The sequence below is a fragment of the Rhodopirellula halodulae genome (genome assembly GCF_020966775.1).
In the GTDB taxonomy this organism is placed as follows: domain Bacteria; phylum Planctomycetota; class Planctomycetia; order Pirellulales; family Pirellulaceae; genus Rhodopirellula; species Rhodopirellula halodulae.
In genome coordinates this window covers 122,102-137,563 of the sequence record NZ_JAJKFV010000033.1, presented here as the reverse complement: position 1 = coordinate 137,563, position 15,462 = coordinate 122,102, and the positions used below count along the sequence as shown (strand labels likewise).

The 15,462-nt window shown below is 56.6% G+C and carries 11 protein-coding genes; 4 read left to right on the top strand and 7 right to left on the bottom strand.

Annotated elements, in window-relative coordinates; genetic code table 11:
* Positions 1-44 precede the first annotated feature (44 nt).
* Complete coding sequence (locus tag LOC70_RS24040; protein WP_230256607.1) at positions 45-1,427, bottom strand: sulfatase family protein; 1,383 nt, start codon at positions 1,425-1,427, stop codon at positions 45-47.
* Positions 1,428-1,875: 448 nt separating this feature from the next.
* Here LOC70_RS24040 and LOC70_RS24035 point away from each other — a divergent pair, with 448 nt between their 5' ends.
* Both LOC70_RS24035 and LOC70_RS24030 read left to right on the top strand, forming a co-directional pair.
* Positions 1,876-2,082: a hypothetical protein gene (locus tag LOC70_RS24035; RefSeq protein ID WP_230256606.1), complete on the top strand. Its 207-nt coding sequence runs from the start codon at positions 1,876-1,878 to the stop codon at positions 2,080-2,082.
* On the top strand, positions 2,072-2,404 hold the full coding sequence (locus LOC70_RS24030; RefSeq protein ID WP_230256605.1) for a type II toxin-antitoxin system RelE/ParE family toxin: 333 nt from the start codon (positions 2,072-2,074) through the stop codon (positions 2,402-2,404). The genes LOC70_RS24035 and LOC70_RS24030 overlap by 11 nt, the downstream gene beginning before the upstream one ends.
* An 83-nt stretch (positions 2,405-2,487) precedes the next feature.
* Here the strand turns inward: LOC70_RS24030 and LOC70_RS24025 are convergent, their stop codons facing one another.
* The 3 genes from LOC70_RS24025 to LOC70_RS24015 all read right to left on the bottom strand — a co-directional run bounded on the left by LOC70_RS24025 (position 2,488) and on the right by LOC70_RS24015 (position 8,967).
* Positions 2,488-4,152, bottom strand: coding sequence for a serine/threonine-protein kinase (locus LOC70_RS24025; RefSeq protein ID WP_230256604.1), 1,665 nt, complete (start codon positions 4,150-4,152; stop codon positions 2,488-2,490).
* A 141-nt stretch (positions 4,153-4,293) separates the two neighbouring features.
* Complete coding sequence (locus LOC70_RS24020) at positions 4,294-5,730, bottom strand: DUF1501 domain-containing protein (RefSeq protein WP_230256603.1); 1,437 nt, start codon at positions 5,728-5,730, stop codon at positions 4,294-4,296.
* Between the two features lie 147 nt (positions 5,731-5,877).
* Positions 5,878-8,967 carry a hypothetical protein gene (locus LOC70_RS24015; protein WP_230256602.1) on the bottom strand — a complete coding sequence of 1,030 codons (3,090 nt, stop codon included), beginning with the start codon at positions 8,965-8,967 and terminating at the stop codon, positions 5,878-5,880.
* Between the two features lie 113 nt (positions 8,968-9,080).
* Here LOC70_RS24015 and LOC70_RS24010 point away from each other — a divergent pair, with 113 nt between their 5' ends.
* Positions 9,081-10,064 carry a sugar phosphate isomerase/epimerase family protein gene (locus tag LOC70_RS24010; RefSeq protein ID WP_230256601.1) on the top strand — a complete coding sequence of 328 codons (984 nt, stop codon included), beginning with the start codon at positions 9,081-9,083 and terminating at the stop codon, positions 10,062-10,064.
* Positions 10,065-10,628: 564 nt separating this feature from the next.
* On the opposite strand, the gene LOC70_RS24005 is transcribed toward LOC70_RS24010, so the two are convergent.
* On the bottom strand, positions 10,629-11,924 hold the full coding sequence (locus tag LOC70_RS24005; RefSeq protein WP_230256600.1) for a putative sugar nucleotidyl transferase: 1,296 nt from the start codon (positions 11,922-11,924) through the stop codon (positions 10,629-10,631).
* A gap of 444 nt (positions 11,925-12,368) precedes the next feature.
* Between LOC70_RS24005 and LOC70_RS24000 the strand changes: the two genes are divergently transcribed.
* The gene (locus LOC70_RS24000; RefSeq protein WP_230256599.1) at positions 12,369-13,457 is read left to right on the top strand and encodes a hypothetical protein; all 1,089 of its coding nucleotides are present in this window, start codon (positions 12,369-12,371) and stop codon (positions 13,455-13,457) included.
* A gap of 76 nt (positions 13,458-13,533) precedes the next feature.
* On the opposite strand, the gene LOC70_RS23995 is transcribed toward LOC70_RS24000, so the two are convergent.
* Together LOC70_RS23995 and miaE are read right to left on the bottom strand one after the other, a co-directional pair.
* Complete coding sequence (locus tag LOC70_RS23995) at positions 13,534-14,613, bottom strand: hypothetical protein (RefSeq protein WP_230256598.1); 1,080 nt, start codon at positions 14,611-14,613, stop codon at positions 13,534-13,536.
* Between the two features lie 265 nt (positions 14,614-14,878).
* Positions 14,879-15,460 (bottom strand): tRNA-(ms[2]io[6]A)-hydroxylase, encoded by a 582-nt coding sequence (gene miaE, locus LOC70_RS23990; RefSeq protein ID WP_230256597.1) that lies wholly within the window; start codon positions 15,458-15,460, stop codon positions 14,879-14,881.
* Positions 15,461-15,462: the final 2 nt, after the last annotated feature.

Below are 15,462 nucleotides of genomic sequence, written 5' to 3'. Positions count from 1 at the left end.
GAAGGTGGTCGGTCGATCGAACAACATGCTATGGATGCAAATTGCTACGGATGCATGTCACTCGAGTGAGATTCATTGGGGCGGCCACGGCGGTCTTTTCGTGTCGTGGTTTCCCATTGATTGAAACGATCTCGAAGCTGCGTCGCGGTTTCACGATGTTGGTCCAGCAAGTTGTTCTCTTCCGAGAGGTCGCGAGCCAGGTCAAAAAGATACTCGGTTTCGCGGTCGCCGTTTTGGTGTGCGACATACTTCCAATTTGCGTTGCGAACACCCCGCCAGATTTGTTGGCCGCGTGGTTTCCGCCAGAATAGTGTGCGGGACGGTTCAGCCCCGTTCAAAACATCGAGGACGTTGACGCCCTCTAAAAAATGCGATTCCGGGAACGAGGCTCCAGCCGCCTCAGCAAACGTCTTGGTCCAATCAAAGGTCAGGGTGGGAGTATCGCAGATGGAACCTTTTTCGATTTGTTCCGGCCACCAAAGAATCGCGGGAACGCGGATGCCGCCTTCGAACGTGCCACCTTTGATGCCGCGAAGTGGTTCGTTGCGGGCGCTCTTGGTGCCGCCATTGTCGCTGGCGAACACGACCAACGTGTTGGGTGGAACCGCCTCCATCATTCGGCCAATGCAAGCGTCCATGCGCTCAATCATGGCCCGGTAGACGTCTGGCGGAGCGTTGCCTTGTTTCCGCCTTGGTGAATCCAGTGGCAACGGGTGCGGGCGTCTCTCGTCGGGGGCTTGGAACGGCGAATGCGGGCAGGTGAACGGGACATAGAGAAAGAAAGGTTGCTCGCGTTTGGTTTGCAGAAATTCGATCGAGTGCTCCGTGATCAAATCGGTGAAGTAGCCTTCGTCACGAATGGGTCGACCGTTGCGAAAAAGGTTGTAGCCAGCGACCAGGTCGATGTAATGGAAGTAGTCCATCTCACCGCCGATGCAGTAGTAGGTTTCGTCGAAGCCATGCAGGTGCGGAGCGAATTTGGGTTCGTAGCCCAGGTGCCACTTTCCAAAGATCGCGGTTTCGTAGCCGGCTTGCTTGAGAACGCGAGGCAGAGTTGGAATGTCCACCGGAAGTCCCAAGTCGTTCGAGGCACGCAGTCGAATCGCATCGTCGTAGCGTCCCTGGTTGCCGGTGCCGATGGCGCATTCCAAACCGCCCACCCATTGTTGATAGCGGCCCGTCAGGAAGGCGGCTCGCGTGGGAGAACATTCCGGTCCGTTGGCATAATGCGACGTGAATCGCACGCCTTGTTCAGCCATCGCGTCCAGGTTCGGTGTGCGAATGTCTTGGCGACCGTAGCAACCCAAGTCCCCATACCCCAGATCGTCAGCCAGCAAGAAAAGGATGTTCGGCCGCGATGGCGTGGTGGCGAACGAAGCCGACAAAGTGACCAGACAAACGATCGCGGCGACAAGAATTCGATTCATGGGGTGGGCTGGCCGAAGGTGGGAACAGGCGGGTGAGCGGTTGTTGCCGTGCGTCGCAGGCTGATGCCATGTGCCGCGATGGATCGACAGGGTGGTTCGTCGTTCTGGCCATGCGCGAGGCGATGACTGGCAGGCCAACCGTAGGCTGACCGAAGCGAAGCGGCGCTCCGGCAGTCGCCCATCCTAGCGGAATGGACGGGCGTCCTTTGGCTTCGTAAGCCGGTCTGCGGACCGACTCTCTCGTACCGGATTTCGCTCCAAAACGGTGTTTTGCCCAATCCGACCGATCATTGGATCTTCGGTGATCCGCAAACTTGTAAAAACAGTGAAAGTGCGGGGGCTGTACAGAACGCCATGCGCAAATTCTGTTAAAAATATCTTCGCATGGTAATTTTGCGCTGTTACGGTTACCAAACACCGCTAGCATGGGGGGCAATGGAGGAACACTATGAGTCAAACGATTAACACATCCGCAAAGTCTGCCGCTCGTGACACCATCGATAACTTGCCCGATGGCGCAAGTTGGGATGAGGTCTTGTATCGGCTTTACATCCGTCAGAAAATTGAATCAGGCCTGGCGGATGCTGAATCCTCTCGGCTGGTCTCCACCGATATGATTCGCGAACGATGGAAGCAGAATGCTGATGCAAGTTAGTTGGACAGAATGTGCGGCCGAGGACCTGATCGCGATCCGTGAATACATCGGACGCGATTCGATGCAATTCGCCGAGTTGATTTTCGATCGAATCATCGAACAAACCGAATTGCTGCTTCAGTACCCAGACGCCGGATCAATTGTGTCCGAGTTTGGACGGGAGGACGTTTCGGAAATTCAGGTCTACTCCTATCGCATCGTCCATCAAATCTTGCCTCACGAAGTTCGGGTGCTGACCGTCGCTCATTCGGCGGCTCCTTCAGGACCTTCCATTGCTGAAGGCGAAACGGTGGAAGCCTTTCGCAACGGCGTGGCCGTCTGATCGACGTCAAGGCTCTTTGGTTCACGCGGCTCTCTGTTTGGTTGTGAAGGCAAATGCCTTCGCCGCAGTGGCCGTGACCTGCTTCAACCTAGTCGGCGATAACGTCGCGAGAACACCAGCATGGTGACCATCCACCAACCGCCCAGGAATAACGGGGCCACGGTGGGGATCGCCACGCTGGCGAATGCCATTCCGATGAAGCCAAGTCCCAACAACGCGCTGCCGCCCCACATGTGACCGGCAACCGCGATGAATGCGAATCCGCTCATCACGCACGCCAGCACCATCACGGTGGGGTGATCCAGGTTGCCACTCATCCAAAGAAGATTGATGCTGGTCAGTGCCACCAGGTAGCCGAGCCAAACGGACCAAACCGGTCGTTCAGCAGAAATCTGTGGCATCCACAAACCGTCTCGTGCGTTGCCGATCACCCAAGCGATCCCGCCAAGCATACAGATTCGCGGGACAAAGTAGCCCCAGAATGCGGGCTTGCTCAGCGCCGCGATGTCGCTGGGCGAATCAACATAGATGTATTGCATGATGACGAACATCGCCACGTGGGCAGCCAACACCACGTACCCGATTCGGCGAAGTGCGCGCCCCCAATCTTTGAACGCATGCAAATGTTGGTCGCGAGACAATTCGCGAGACATCCGATGCACGATGCCATCGGGCGCCGCGATGGGGGACTCGCCCGCCAGGATCCGGCTGAGGTCATCCGCCATGTCATCCGCGGATCGATATCGTTCCGAAGCGTTCTTAGCCATCGCACGTTGAATCACGTGATCCAATTCAACGAGCTCAGGCAAACGCGGCATTCCGCCTGGCCAAATCAAACGCAGCGACGGCGGGTCGTCCGAAAGCACTTGCGACAGTACCTCCGCGGTCGAATTGCCAGCGTGAGGCGGCGTGCCGGTTAACAACGCAAACAGAATTCCACCCAACGCATACACATCCACGGCATCGGTCAAGTCACCGGACCCGCGTGCTTGCTCGGGGCTCATGAAGTGCGGTGTGCCCAGGACTTGTCCGTTCCTCGTCAACTCCGGTGCATCGCGGTGCAATTTTGCCAAACCGAAGTCCACGATTTTGGGAACTCCGTCATCCATCAACACATTCTCAGGTTTCAAATCCCGATGGATGATGCCTCGTGAGTGAGCGTAGGCGACTCCGCGTGCAAGATCGCGAACCAATTCGACCGTTTCCTGGACGCAAGTTTTTAGTTCCGACTTTGAAAGGCTGTTTTGCTGCAAGCAAGCGTGCCGTTGCTCGACCTGCGTCTGCAAGGACTCGCCATCGATCAATGGCATGACGAAGTAATCGATGCCCCGCCAACAACCGATGCTGTGGATCGGAACGATGTTGGTATGGGAAAGCGACGCAACGGCTTCGGCTTCCATGCGAAACCGCATCCGCAATTCTTCGTTGGCCAGGACTCCATCGCCGATCAGCTTGATTGCGACGGTTCGACGCAACGATTGTTGACGAGCCTCATAAACGACGCCCATGCCTCCACGAGCGATTTCGCGAACGAGCTCGAATTCATCGATCGTTTGACCGATCAGCGTGGTGTTTGGTGGCTCCTCTTGCCCCAGCCATTGATGATTGCGAAAGAAGTCTTTGAGTTCGTCCGCGTGCTCGGGATACCGTTCCAGAAACTCATGCGGAATTGGCGGTTCGCCCCGTTCTTCCAATGTCAGAATTTCCGCGAGAACGGAGTCTAGCGACGAACGATCCGGTTCACTCACGAGCCACTCCAAAGCGGTTCAAGGCGTCTGATGAAACGCCTGATTGTAACCACTTCGACAGTCTGGGCGGACCGGGGCGGCATCGGCTCGGCGATTCAAAGGGATTGCCGAGCTCACGTATGCCAGCACGCATCCATGACGTCAGGCAATCAGCTCTTGAATGACCTCGCCGCCAAATTGCGACAACTGTTTGTAGCGGCCGCCGTGGAAGTAAGTCAGCTTGTTATCGTCCAGACCAAGCAGGTGCAGCAGCGTGACGTGCACGTCGCGAATTGGGTGAACGCATTCCACCGCTTTGGCACCGATCTCGTCGGTCGCACCAACGATCGCTCCGCGTTTGGTTCCACCGCCCGCGAACCACATGGTCATCGCGTCGATGTTGTGGTCGCGTCCGAGTGCCGTGACGCCTCCGCGATAGTTGTTGTCAGGAGTCCGTCCGAATTCGCCGGTCCACACGACCAAGGTGTCGTCCAGCATCCCGCGTTGCTTCAAGTCTTTGATCAACGCCGCGATCGGTTTATCGACGCTCTTGATCCGGGCCGAGTGGCCGCGTTCGAGGTAGTCGTGACTGTCCCAACCACCCGAGAAGATCTGAACGAAACGAACGCCCTCTTCGACCATCCGGCGTGCCATCAAGCATTGCTTGCCAAACGCGGCGGTTTCCGGATCGTCGACGCCGTAGGAATCAAGAACGTGTTGCGGTTCGGTTTTCAAGTCAATCAGATTGGGAACCGAAGTCTGCATGCGGAACGCCAATTCGTAGCTCTCCATTCGAGCCGCCAATTCGCCGGCGTTTGGATGTTGGTCCAAACCGCTGGATCGCAGATGGTCTTGATTGAGCGACGCGATTTCATCGAGCATTCGCCGTTGATGCTGACGGGTGCGATACTCGCCGGGCTTCAAATCCAAAATGGGCGAACCCTGGGCCCGAAGCGTGGTGCCTTGGTAGTAAGCGGGCAAGAAACCGTTGGACCAGTTTGCACTGCCGGCTTGCGGCATCGCCAATTCCGTCATGACGACGAAACCGGGCAGGTTTTGATTTTCGCTGCCCAGTCCATAAGTCGCCCAAGCACCCACCGCGGGGTCACCGCCCAGGCGGCTGCCGGTGTTCATGTGCAGGAGCGCTTCGGGGTGGTTCAGCGATTCCGCTTGGCAACCACGGTAGACGCACAATTCGTCTGCGACTTCTGGATCGGCGAGGTGAGTGAATTGGTCACACATGTCCAATCCCGATTGCCCGACCTTGCGAGACTTGAACGGGCTGCCAACATAGAATCGTTTGCCGGTTGCCAAACCTTCTGTGCGTTTTGATTCGGTTACGTGCAAACGATCCAGTTCGGGCTTGGGATCGAACGTGTCCATTTGACCGGGCCCGCCCTCCATGAACAGCATGATGACCGCCTTGGCTTTGGGCGGATGCATCGCTGGTTTGGGCGCGAGCGGCGAAGCGGCTTTCGACTGGTTGGCGGCAACTGAATTGTCAGCCGCAAGCTGCGACGTCAGCGCAAGCGAACCAAGAGACGCACCGAGACCACAGAAAAAATTACGACGCTGCAGCGTCTGCCATGAAGATTGCATGGAAGCTCATTTCAATCGGGGGAGGCGGGGTTTCTGCGGGCGGGTCTGGTATTCTATCAGGTGCCCAGCTTAAGTCGAATCTATAGGGTGTTTTTGCGTCGCGTTTGGAGCAGATTCGCGACGAAACGATGGTCCGGATTCGCCGTCTCAGGGTTTGGCTTCGAAGGAGTGGTTGATCACTCGGTTGCCATCTTGCTCGATCGCTCGCAGCCACATTCGAGTGCCGAGCAACTTTTCTCCCGCGGGCCAGTCAATATTGCGTTCCACGGTGTCTCGTGGAGGCAATACCAAGACGCGTCGTTCGTATTGACGATCGCGTCCAGCGAACAACAGACAGTCAAAGTTTGTCAACCGATTGGTGTGATTGACCATCTCGATTTTCACCCGCAATCGTCCGCCTTGCCCGTCATCGATCAAACGCGTGGTCACGTGGATGTCAAATCCATCGGGGCCAATGCTGATCTCTCGGTAAACTCGGATGAGCGTTGGCGGAATGGTTTCAAAACGGAAGTCCAGTGGTAGTTGATACGTTCCGATCGTGGCGTTGTTCTCCAGCGTCACTCCAAAATCGACTTGGTTGGATTCTTTCGGAAGCAGACTCCAAGGTTTGGTGGGTTCATCCAGTCGCCACGAGTTCGGCTGGATGATCGCCATGTCGCCAGACAGTGACTGCGCGATCGGGTTTTGAAATTGAACGCCCAGCAATTGCTTCTGACCTAGCAACGAATCAATGCGTTTGCGATCCAGTCGCACGGACATCCGAAAATCAACGAGCGATTGGTCAATCCCAACCAGAAACTTGGGAACGCGATTGACTTCGACTCGATGAACGCGACGACCTTCGTGCTGGATTGTCTCCAGTGGACGGCGTCGTCCCCACACGTCCACCTCGTAGACATTCTCACCCAGGTACAAATGTTCGACCTTGGGTGAGTCCGACCAGATCAAAAGAACGGACTCATCGTCACCGCGGAAAATGATGTTTTCGCTGCCGTGCTGCAGTCGCAGCGATCCCGAGTTGTAGCGATGACCAAGAAGCAGGCTGGTGGTTCGAAATGGCAGCAGCAACTCGTCTGGACGACCGTCATCGGTCAGGATCGCAGATTCGTGTTTCATCGGATCGCTGATGAATGCCGCAGCGACCTTGTGACCTCGCGTCGCCGCCATGCGTAGAACCAAATCCGTGATCCGCGAATCCAGGTCGTACTTCTTTCGTGAAATGGGATCGATAGTCAGCCACGTTTCGGGAGCTCGTCCGGGCGCCACGGATCCTGCCAAGATTGCTTCCTCGCGTGCTTTCACTTCTCGGTCCAACATGGCATCCAACTCATTCGCCGTCAGCGACGAATCCGAATCGCGATGAAGACCTCGCCAGCTATCACCCGCCGACACCGGAGCAGTGTCGAACCACGACCAAGCGATCACGGTTTGGATGGGTTGGCCGAAACCTTGCAGCCCGCTGGAAATGGTTTCCAGCAAGTCCGGCAAGTTGGATTGCCCCATGAAGCTGTAATCTTTGTCCGATCCGAGTTGCCACAAACGGATTCGCATGGTCATGCGATTCATCAGAGGTTCCAACTCGGGTCCCCACGCCGTTTGGTCACGCAACAGATTGGCAACTCGCGTGTCGCGTTTGTCTCGCAATTGGTATTCCGGCAAACGTTCTTCGGGCGGCTGATCCAGCAAACCGATGGGTTGGATCCCGAGGTCACGCATTCGGAAAGCAAGCATTGCTGCCGCGTCGGCATGGTCGCTCTGATCCGGTGCGAACCAAACGGGAAGCTTCGCCCATCCAATGCCGATCAATTGCATCCACTTCGCGAGTTCTCGCTCATGCAGTTTGCGTTGTCGATGGCGGCTCATCAACGATTCCGGCAGCGTCCATCCAAACGGTGTCGGATCAATGACATCGGATTCGGATTGAAAGGTGGCCAGCGATGGCAAACCCATGATGGATTCGTTGGTTTGTTCCGGGGCGCCGAATTCGCTCAGGTCGTTGGTGATTTTCCCCAACACAACAAACGAAGTTTGGTTGGCCAACGAGGTGCCACGATCGTTTTCCATCGAAGCCGCAACGCGATAGAAGCCGGGACGGAGATCCGTGAGTTCCCAGCGATAACGCAACGAACTGGAATCGTCCAATCCGGCGATTCGCGATTCCATTGGCGTTTGTTCGATTGCGTCCGCGACCGGCGTTGCTTTTTCGGACGAATTGCTTTCATTCGAATTGGCTTTCTGAGCTTCCGCCCGCAGTCGCGCAGCCTCATCAGCCGGGTCAATTGCACGCGAAAAGGTGCCCAGCACTTTGCCCTGATGGTTGCTGAGCCTCAAAAGCAAACGTGTGTGCTCGTTGGACAGCCCCAACATTTCGCTGGTGATGACCACGGTGTCTGTGGGCAGGTACACACCCAACGTGCGGTCGGTCGCGACTTTCAGTTGTGGGAACTGACGGAACATCACGTTGTCGAACGAGATGGTGCCGTTGATGTCCTCCAGTCCGTCTTCGCTGCCGGAAACCATTAAACGCACATACATGCGGTCGGCGGTCTTGGGTGGCAGCAGATCGTCCAGCGTCAACGTCGTCCATTCTTGAGACTTGACGACGTGGTCCGTTTCTCGGATCCCCAGTTCGTTTCCTTCGGCGTCTTCGAAAACGATCTGCGCGTAGACATGGTCGTGGGTCAGCCCGGTTGTTCGCACGTCAACGCTGAACTGATATTGGAACGTTGGGTTGGCCGGGAGCGCTGGCGATTCGACTCGAGCCAAACCGCCATCCAAACGAATGGTGAGGCAGCGATCGACCAGGATGTCGGCCAGCGAGGGTGGCAGCGGCGACAGTTGTGGGTAGAAGCGTCGCAATTTTTGCCACGGTCCCAACGCGGCGGTGTCCAAAGGCTGAACGGCTTCGGCCAATTTCGGATCGCGGGCTTCGATTTGAATGCTGACGTAATTCGGATAGCCAGAACCGTCGTAGCGAATCCAGTTGTCGGGCCAACCGCCAAAGTCTTTGTCGGACTTTCGCGAAAAATCCCAACGGAATCGTCGCAGTCCAGCGGGGCCGCGTCGGGATTCAACGCTGCTGAATGGAATCAGTTGCTCACGCGGGATTCGATCGCGACGCAATCGCTCGTAACGACTGCTGCCTTGACCCCACGTGACCGCGGCTGCGTCGGCGATTAGCAGACAAGTGATGCAGGCGATGAATGCTCGGACCGCGAGTGAATTCCGTGCCGCCATACGAAACGATCTGCCCCCGCTCGAAGTTCGCGACCGGAAGGCGTATCGTGATGGGTCGAGTTGGATCAAACAGTCCAGCATGACCAGTTTGCCTGCATCGGAGAACGAAACGATTGGCTGAATTGAAACTTGCCGTCCGCATGGACGCGATCCCGGGAGCCGGTTCGTCGGCCACCGCACTTCGTAAAGCATTGACCATGGCAGCGGCGATGGGCGTGCGAAGTGTTGAATTATGCGGCCGAACCCATGTCCCCGTATCTGAATTGTCGGACACCGGGGTGCGGACCTTGCGGAAAATCCTGGATGATTTGAATTTGCGGCTTACATCGATTCGTTTCCAAACCCGAATGGGGTACGACGTCACGGAGAATCTGGACGAACGAGTCGATGCGACCAAAAAGGCTCTCAAGACGGCTTACCGTTTGGGCGCTCCGCTGATCATCAACCAGATTGGCACCGTTCCGCCAGCACCGAAATCCGATGCGAAGGACGATCGCTCGCGAGCGAGTTCGCTGTTGTTGGATCCGTCGGCCTCCGGATCGGGCAAATTCATGGAGGATATCCCAGCGGATTTGGCAGCCGAGTTGGCGGATTCGATCGCCAATTCGCGGATTGGCAAATCGATCGCGGGCGGATCCGCAAAGGGCAGCGACAACGCTCGTTGGCACACGCTAAAAGAAGTGATGGACGATCTCGGACGTTACGGGGCAAAGGTCGGTTGCTTTCTAGCCGCCGAAACGGGGACGGAGTCCGGGCAAGACTTGGCGGCGCTCTTGGATTCGTTGCCGGACACATTCGTCCCCGTGGCGCTGAATCCCGGTCAGCTAATCGTGAATCGATTTGATGTTCATGAGGCGATCGACGCACTGAATTCGCGAATTTCGATCGTGCACGCAGTCGATGGCGTGGTGGACTTGGCCGCCGGTCGTGGCGTCAATGTGCCATTGGGAGAAGGCACGGCAGATTTCCCATCGTTGTTGGGGCATCTGGAGGACATCCCTTTCCGCGGCCCAATCGTCGTCGGTCGAAATGACATGCGAGCGGATTCAGCAGTGCAGGAGCTGCGGCAGGGTTTGGAATATTTGCGAAATTTATGAGCGGTGGTGGAACGTTTTCTCGCGGGAGTGACGTTTTATTCAACGCAGAGTCGCGAAGACGCTGGGACGCGGAGTGGTGTTTGGGAAGTTTCTTCTTTCGAACTTCCGTACTGCCTCCCACCATCGTTCGACGCGACACGCCGATGGACTTCATAGCCGCAGAGCGTTAGCTCCGGTTGTTGGGTGTTAACCGCGGCTAACGCCGTTCGGCTGTTTGGGGCTGCGGAGCGTTGGGGGGGGTCGCGGGAGTGACGTTTTATTTAACGCAGAGTCGCGAAGACGCTGGGACGCGAAGCGGTGTTTGGGAAGTTTCTGATTTCGAACTTCCGTACTGCCTCCCACCATCGTTCGACGCGACACGCCAATGGACTTCACAGCCGCAGAGCGTTCGCTCCGGTTGTTGAGTGTTAACCGCGGCTAAGGCCGTTCGGCTGTTTGGGGCTGCGGAGCGTTGGATTTGTTTGCGGAGCGTTGGGTTGGTTGGCGAGATTTGGGGATGCATCCTGTTGAGGCTGCCTTTGTTGTCTGTCTGTTGATCAACGTTCGCCGATCGCATTGGCGTTCCTACAGGCCGAGTTGTTCGGACGCTTCTCGTTCGGATTCGGTGCGGTGATACATGGCGTGGATCAGATCCATGTCGCACTGGCGTTGTTCGACTTTGCGTCGTGCGAACATGCGGGCTTGCGTGTTGATCATCACATCGGGCGGGAGCAGCGACGTTTGCCCAAACAATCGTGCGTAGTTGACATAGCTGGGGACGTTGCTGGTCACAAAACCATACAGCATGCTGCATACGCCGATCACTTTGCCAGTGAAGATGCCGGTGTTGATCGCGGACTTCGAGTAGTCGCCCATGATGCATCCCAGGAACTGCATTCCCGTTGCCATCTTGCGATCGCCATACTCAATGTTGATCTTGCCGTAAGTGTTCTTGAGGTCGCTGTTGCAAGTTCCCGCACCCAGGTTGATCCAACTGCCGAGGTAACTGTGCCCCAAAAAACCGTGGTGTTGCTTGTTCGTGAAAGCCTCGATCACAGACGCCTCGACTTCACCACCGATTTTGACCGTATGGCCGAGCGACACGCCGTCTTTGATCGCTGAGTGTTCGATCACACGAGTCTTGCGGCCCGCGTGCAAGGGACCTTCCAAGAAACAGAACGGACCGACTTGAACGTCTTCTTCCAAAACGATGGCCCCACCGGATGTGCGGATGGAACCGTACTCGCCAATCGAGACTCCGTCGCGAACGAAAACGCCGTCTTCGCGTTGTTGGTAATTGCCGTGTTCAATGCGGTACTCGACCGAGTCGTTCATGGCCGTCATGTGTTCCGAGACGACTTCGTGCGGCCACTGGAACGCCGAGAGCGATTCATCCATCTTGACGGACTGCGACGCCAGTTCGAGTAGTTGTTCCAGAGCGGACGAGGATGTTTCGCCAGTTTGCGCATTGGCTTGGGTGGCGGCTTGGATGTCTTGCGCGGAAACTCGTGCAGCCAGGATCACCGATGCGCCGTCAGCGGACTTCGACTCGATGGTTACGGAACGATCGTTGTTGGCGAGCGATTTCAAAATTCGATAGGTCGCCACCGAGGGCACCAGTCGCGCGTTGATCAACAACACATCCCCGTCAGGCAGGCGATCGATCGGCGGTTGCAAACCATGGTCAGCGGATTGGATGGGCAAAAGGTAGTCACGAACGTGCCCATGGATCGAAGAGCCCTTCGATTCAAAATCGCTTCCCAACGTCCGAAGCCAATCGACCAATCGAAAACTAGCGCAGGTGATCGCGTAGGCCGGTCTTGCGTGAACGATGGGACAAAGCTGGTCGACCAGCGAGTCTTCGAAGCAAAGGATGTGCATAGCAAGAAAAGAGGAGGGCGAATCGGTTGGCGGCGGAACAGATGAGCCGGTTGCAACGGTCGTGCAGTTTAACGGGCTGAGTCAGATCGGTCGCGGGGACGTGCTGATGCGAAATCATTGGTCATGGGGAGCGGACAGACCTAAGATTTCGATGGCAGTTCGATGGAAAAAGACGAAGCGAATTGCTGGACGTGTTTGATCGCTGCAACCGGTTGTGGCAGCGACAGAATTGCGTTCATTAAGCGTCATGAATCGTTTCTGGACCAAGGCGGGCTCTCCAACAAACTCACGAGACTTGGTTTGCCTACTCGCCTGTCGTTTCAAACCACCGCACGCTCACGATGGAGTTCGCACCGGGGGGCACCTCTGCACCTCAAATGCTGCCTTGGGATGGGGATGGTCGTCGGCACTGCGTCGTCGGTAACCTCCGATGACAATTGGGTGATGGATTATGAAGCGAAAGTCACATGGGATTCGGATGACGTTCACCAAGCCATGTTCCAAAACGCGAACGAGCGTGTTCGTCGTTGGTGCGAGGAGATCGAATCAGAATCTTCCTTCTCGCGGCGTTCCGCGTCAGAAAATCTGGTTCAGTACGCGCTGTTGCCTCATGATGAAGTCAGCGTGAGTGAGTCACGCCGATTGGTGCTCGGGCATCTGCGTGGTTTGCGCACGTCGATGTCGCTCGAAACGCGAACGATGGCCGTTCGAGCAACCCAGCGCATTCTGATTGAAAGTCATCGGCAAGAGGTTGCCGCGTTTGAGCCCAGGGACGATCTGGCGAGGAACTGGCGCGAGCACGAACTGGTCGATCATTGGGATCGGTTCTCGAAACGAGCTGGAGAAGATCGAGAGGCGTTGGCGTGTTTTCGATCGTTGGCGATGTCGGCTGGCCCGGAGTGGAATTGGGCGCAAGTTCGTCATCGTCGCGGGACCGAAGAAGCTTGGTTGTGTCGATTGGGAATCGAAACATCGGATTGCGAGATCCGGCACAGCAAGTTGTCACAATCCATTCGCGGTGAACTGCGTCGTTCACCTGTTTCGATCGGCGATGGTTGCACCCCAATCGAGCGTTTGGTGGGCCGGGTGATTGACGCGACGTTGTTGCAAAACCCTTACGGCTGGTCCGTGGAAACTCGCTTGGAGATCGCTTTGATTCACGGGCGACGGTCCACCGTGCGTTCGTTGTGTGAATCGTCGTTGCGATTGGGACATGCGACGGCACGAGAAACATCGCTGTGTTTGCTGGCGATGGATCGAGTGAATGACCACGAACTGGATGTGCGGCTTGAACGATCCTTGGACGATCGGCGAGTGATCACGGTTCGGGCGGGTGAAGCGCACTTTGGTGTCCGCGACCGCCATTGGCCTCAGTCCATCGTCGTGCCTCGCGTGCAGAATGTGGCTCAGTATTTGATTTGGAAACGCGAAGGAATCGACGCTCGTAAGCACGGGATTACAGCGATTCAAGCGGATCCGGTTTGGGGAGCCAAAGTGGAATCCATCGGACGTTGCGACGTTGCAACGCGGTGAGCGTGAAGACAGAACGTGTTGCGATGCCGCGTGTCGTAGGCCGGACCGTAGCGATGCGGAGCTCCGGCATTCAAACTCATCGTTTGGGTTGATCGAGGGCCAGCAAAGCTCGGCGGCTGTCGCAATAGTCGAGGGCGATGACTCGCAGATCCGCGGGAAGTTTTCGAATCACCGGGTCAACGTATGGGTCCGCGGTCCCGGCGATCAAACGTTCTGCCCAATCGCCGTGGATGTCCACCGAGTCCACATCGATTTTGGCGGCAACGTGACGGATCAAAGTTGGCAAAGAACGAATCGAAGTGTCGGCCCGATGACCGGATGCGGCTTGTCGGAGTCGAACTTCTGCGGCGGCCAATTGACGGGCCAACTGCCAAGCCGCATCGTCACCGTTGCGATGCACAGCGACGGTGAAGTTGGCTTTGCCCAGCAGGGTTGAGTTCGAGCTGGTTTCCAACAACGGCATGTCCGACCAGACTCCCGTGATCGGATTGGACTTGGCTGGTTTGCCATACGCCATCACCACCACGTCCAACATGGCAGCGCGGAATCCCGGCGGCACGTCGAAAGACACTTGAAAGTTCTTTTCACCTTCCAGAACCTGTTGCGACGTCCAACGAAGTTTGTAGTACACGCCACGTCCGCGTTGGATTGTTCCTGCAGCCGACACTGCGTGCAAAGGAGCGTGCTTGTCAAACTGAATGGCTTCGGATTGTTTGCCGCCGTGATCCGCACCCAGGTGAGCGGATGCGAGGTGACCGTAGCCACCGTCGGCGGCCATCCCGAACGAAGAAGTCGTTTCGTCGGAACGTTTGACTTGGATGGGCGACGCGTAGTCGGAACCTGTTTCGGTGCGTGGTGAGTAATCCAAAACTCGCCACGACGCAGCTCGCGGAACGACTTGGACCATCCAGCGATCGATGGTTGGCACCTTGCTGCCGGAAACCATCGATGACAGACGAAGATTGACCTGGACCGATTCACCCGCCTGAGCCGTTGGTGTCATGCGATCAGACAGATCCACGGGAACCGCCACCGCGGTGGGCGGCAGATCAAATGAGAGAGCCGGAACGTGATCACCGGCCAGGACGTTGGTGGACATCCAAGCCAATGCAATTGTCAACGCGTAAGCCGTGACTCGGGGGTGCAAGTGGTTCATCCGTGTGTCTCCGCGACCGTAAGATTCATTGACGGGGCAGCCAGATCTTCTGACTCAATTCCGTTCCATCTTGGATGCGGGCTGACTCACGCCAGCGAAAACATTTTTTCGCTTTGCCCGCGGCGGACAACGGATGCAAACACGGTGCCGGAAACTCGACTCACGTGAGTCCGGGGACGACTCGCTGTCGTGAAACATGAGCCGCGGCTTGCACGCCTCAGTGACGACGGTCAACACAACGTGTGGGCCGCGTGAAACAATCGTGTCAGGAGTGCATGCGGGGCATGTCACTGCCCTCTGCGATGATCTCACTTTCCAACTTGGACAGTTCCGCGAGACGTTGTCGGACCGTTTCTCGATCGACGAAATGCTCGGCCAAGCGAACGTAAGTTGTGTGGTGTCGAGCCTCGCTTTCAAACAACCCTGCGTAGAACTCGGACAGTTCCGGTTCTCGATCTTTGACATGCTCGGCGAGCAATCGGAACCGTTCGCAACTGCGAGCCTCGATCAACGAAGCGACCAGCATCCGGTCAACGGCTCGATCGGGATGGTTTTGACGAATCAGTCCGGTCAAATTGCGACCGTAGGGGCCGGGAGCGATTCGACGAAACGGAATGCCTCGTTTCTTCAAGATCTCGACGACCATAAAAAAATGCTCGAGCTCCTCTTCGACGATCCGAGCCATCTCCTCGCAGATGTCGAGATTTTCGGTGTAGGCATTCATCAGGTTCATCGCGGTGGACGCGGCTTTGCGTTCGCAGTGCGCGTGATCCAAGAGCAACTCATCCAGATGGTTGTCGACTTGATGCAGCCAACGTTTGGTTGATTCAGAATGCAAATGCAGCATCG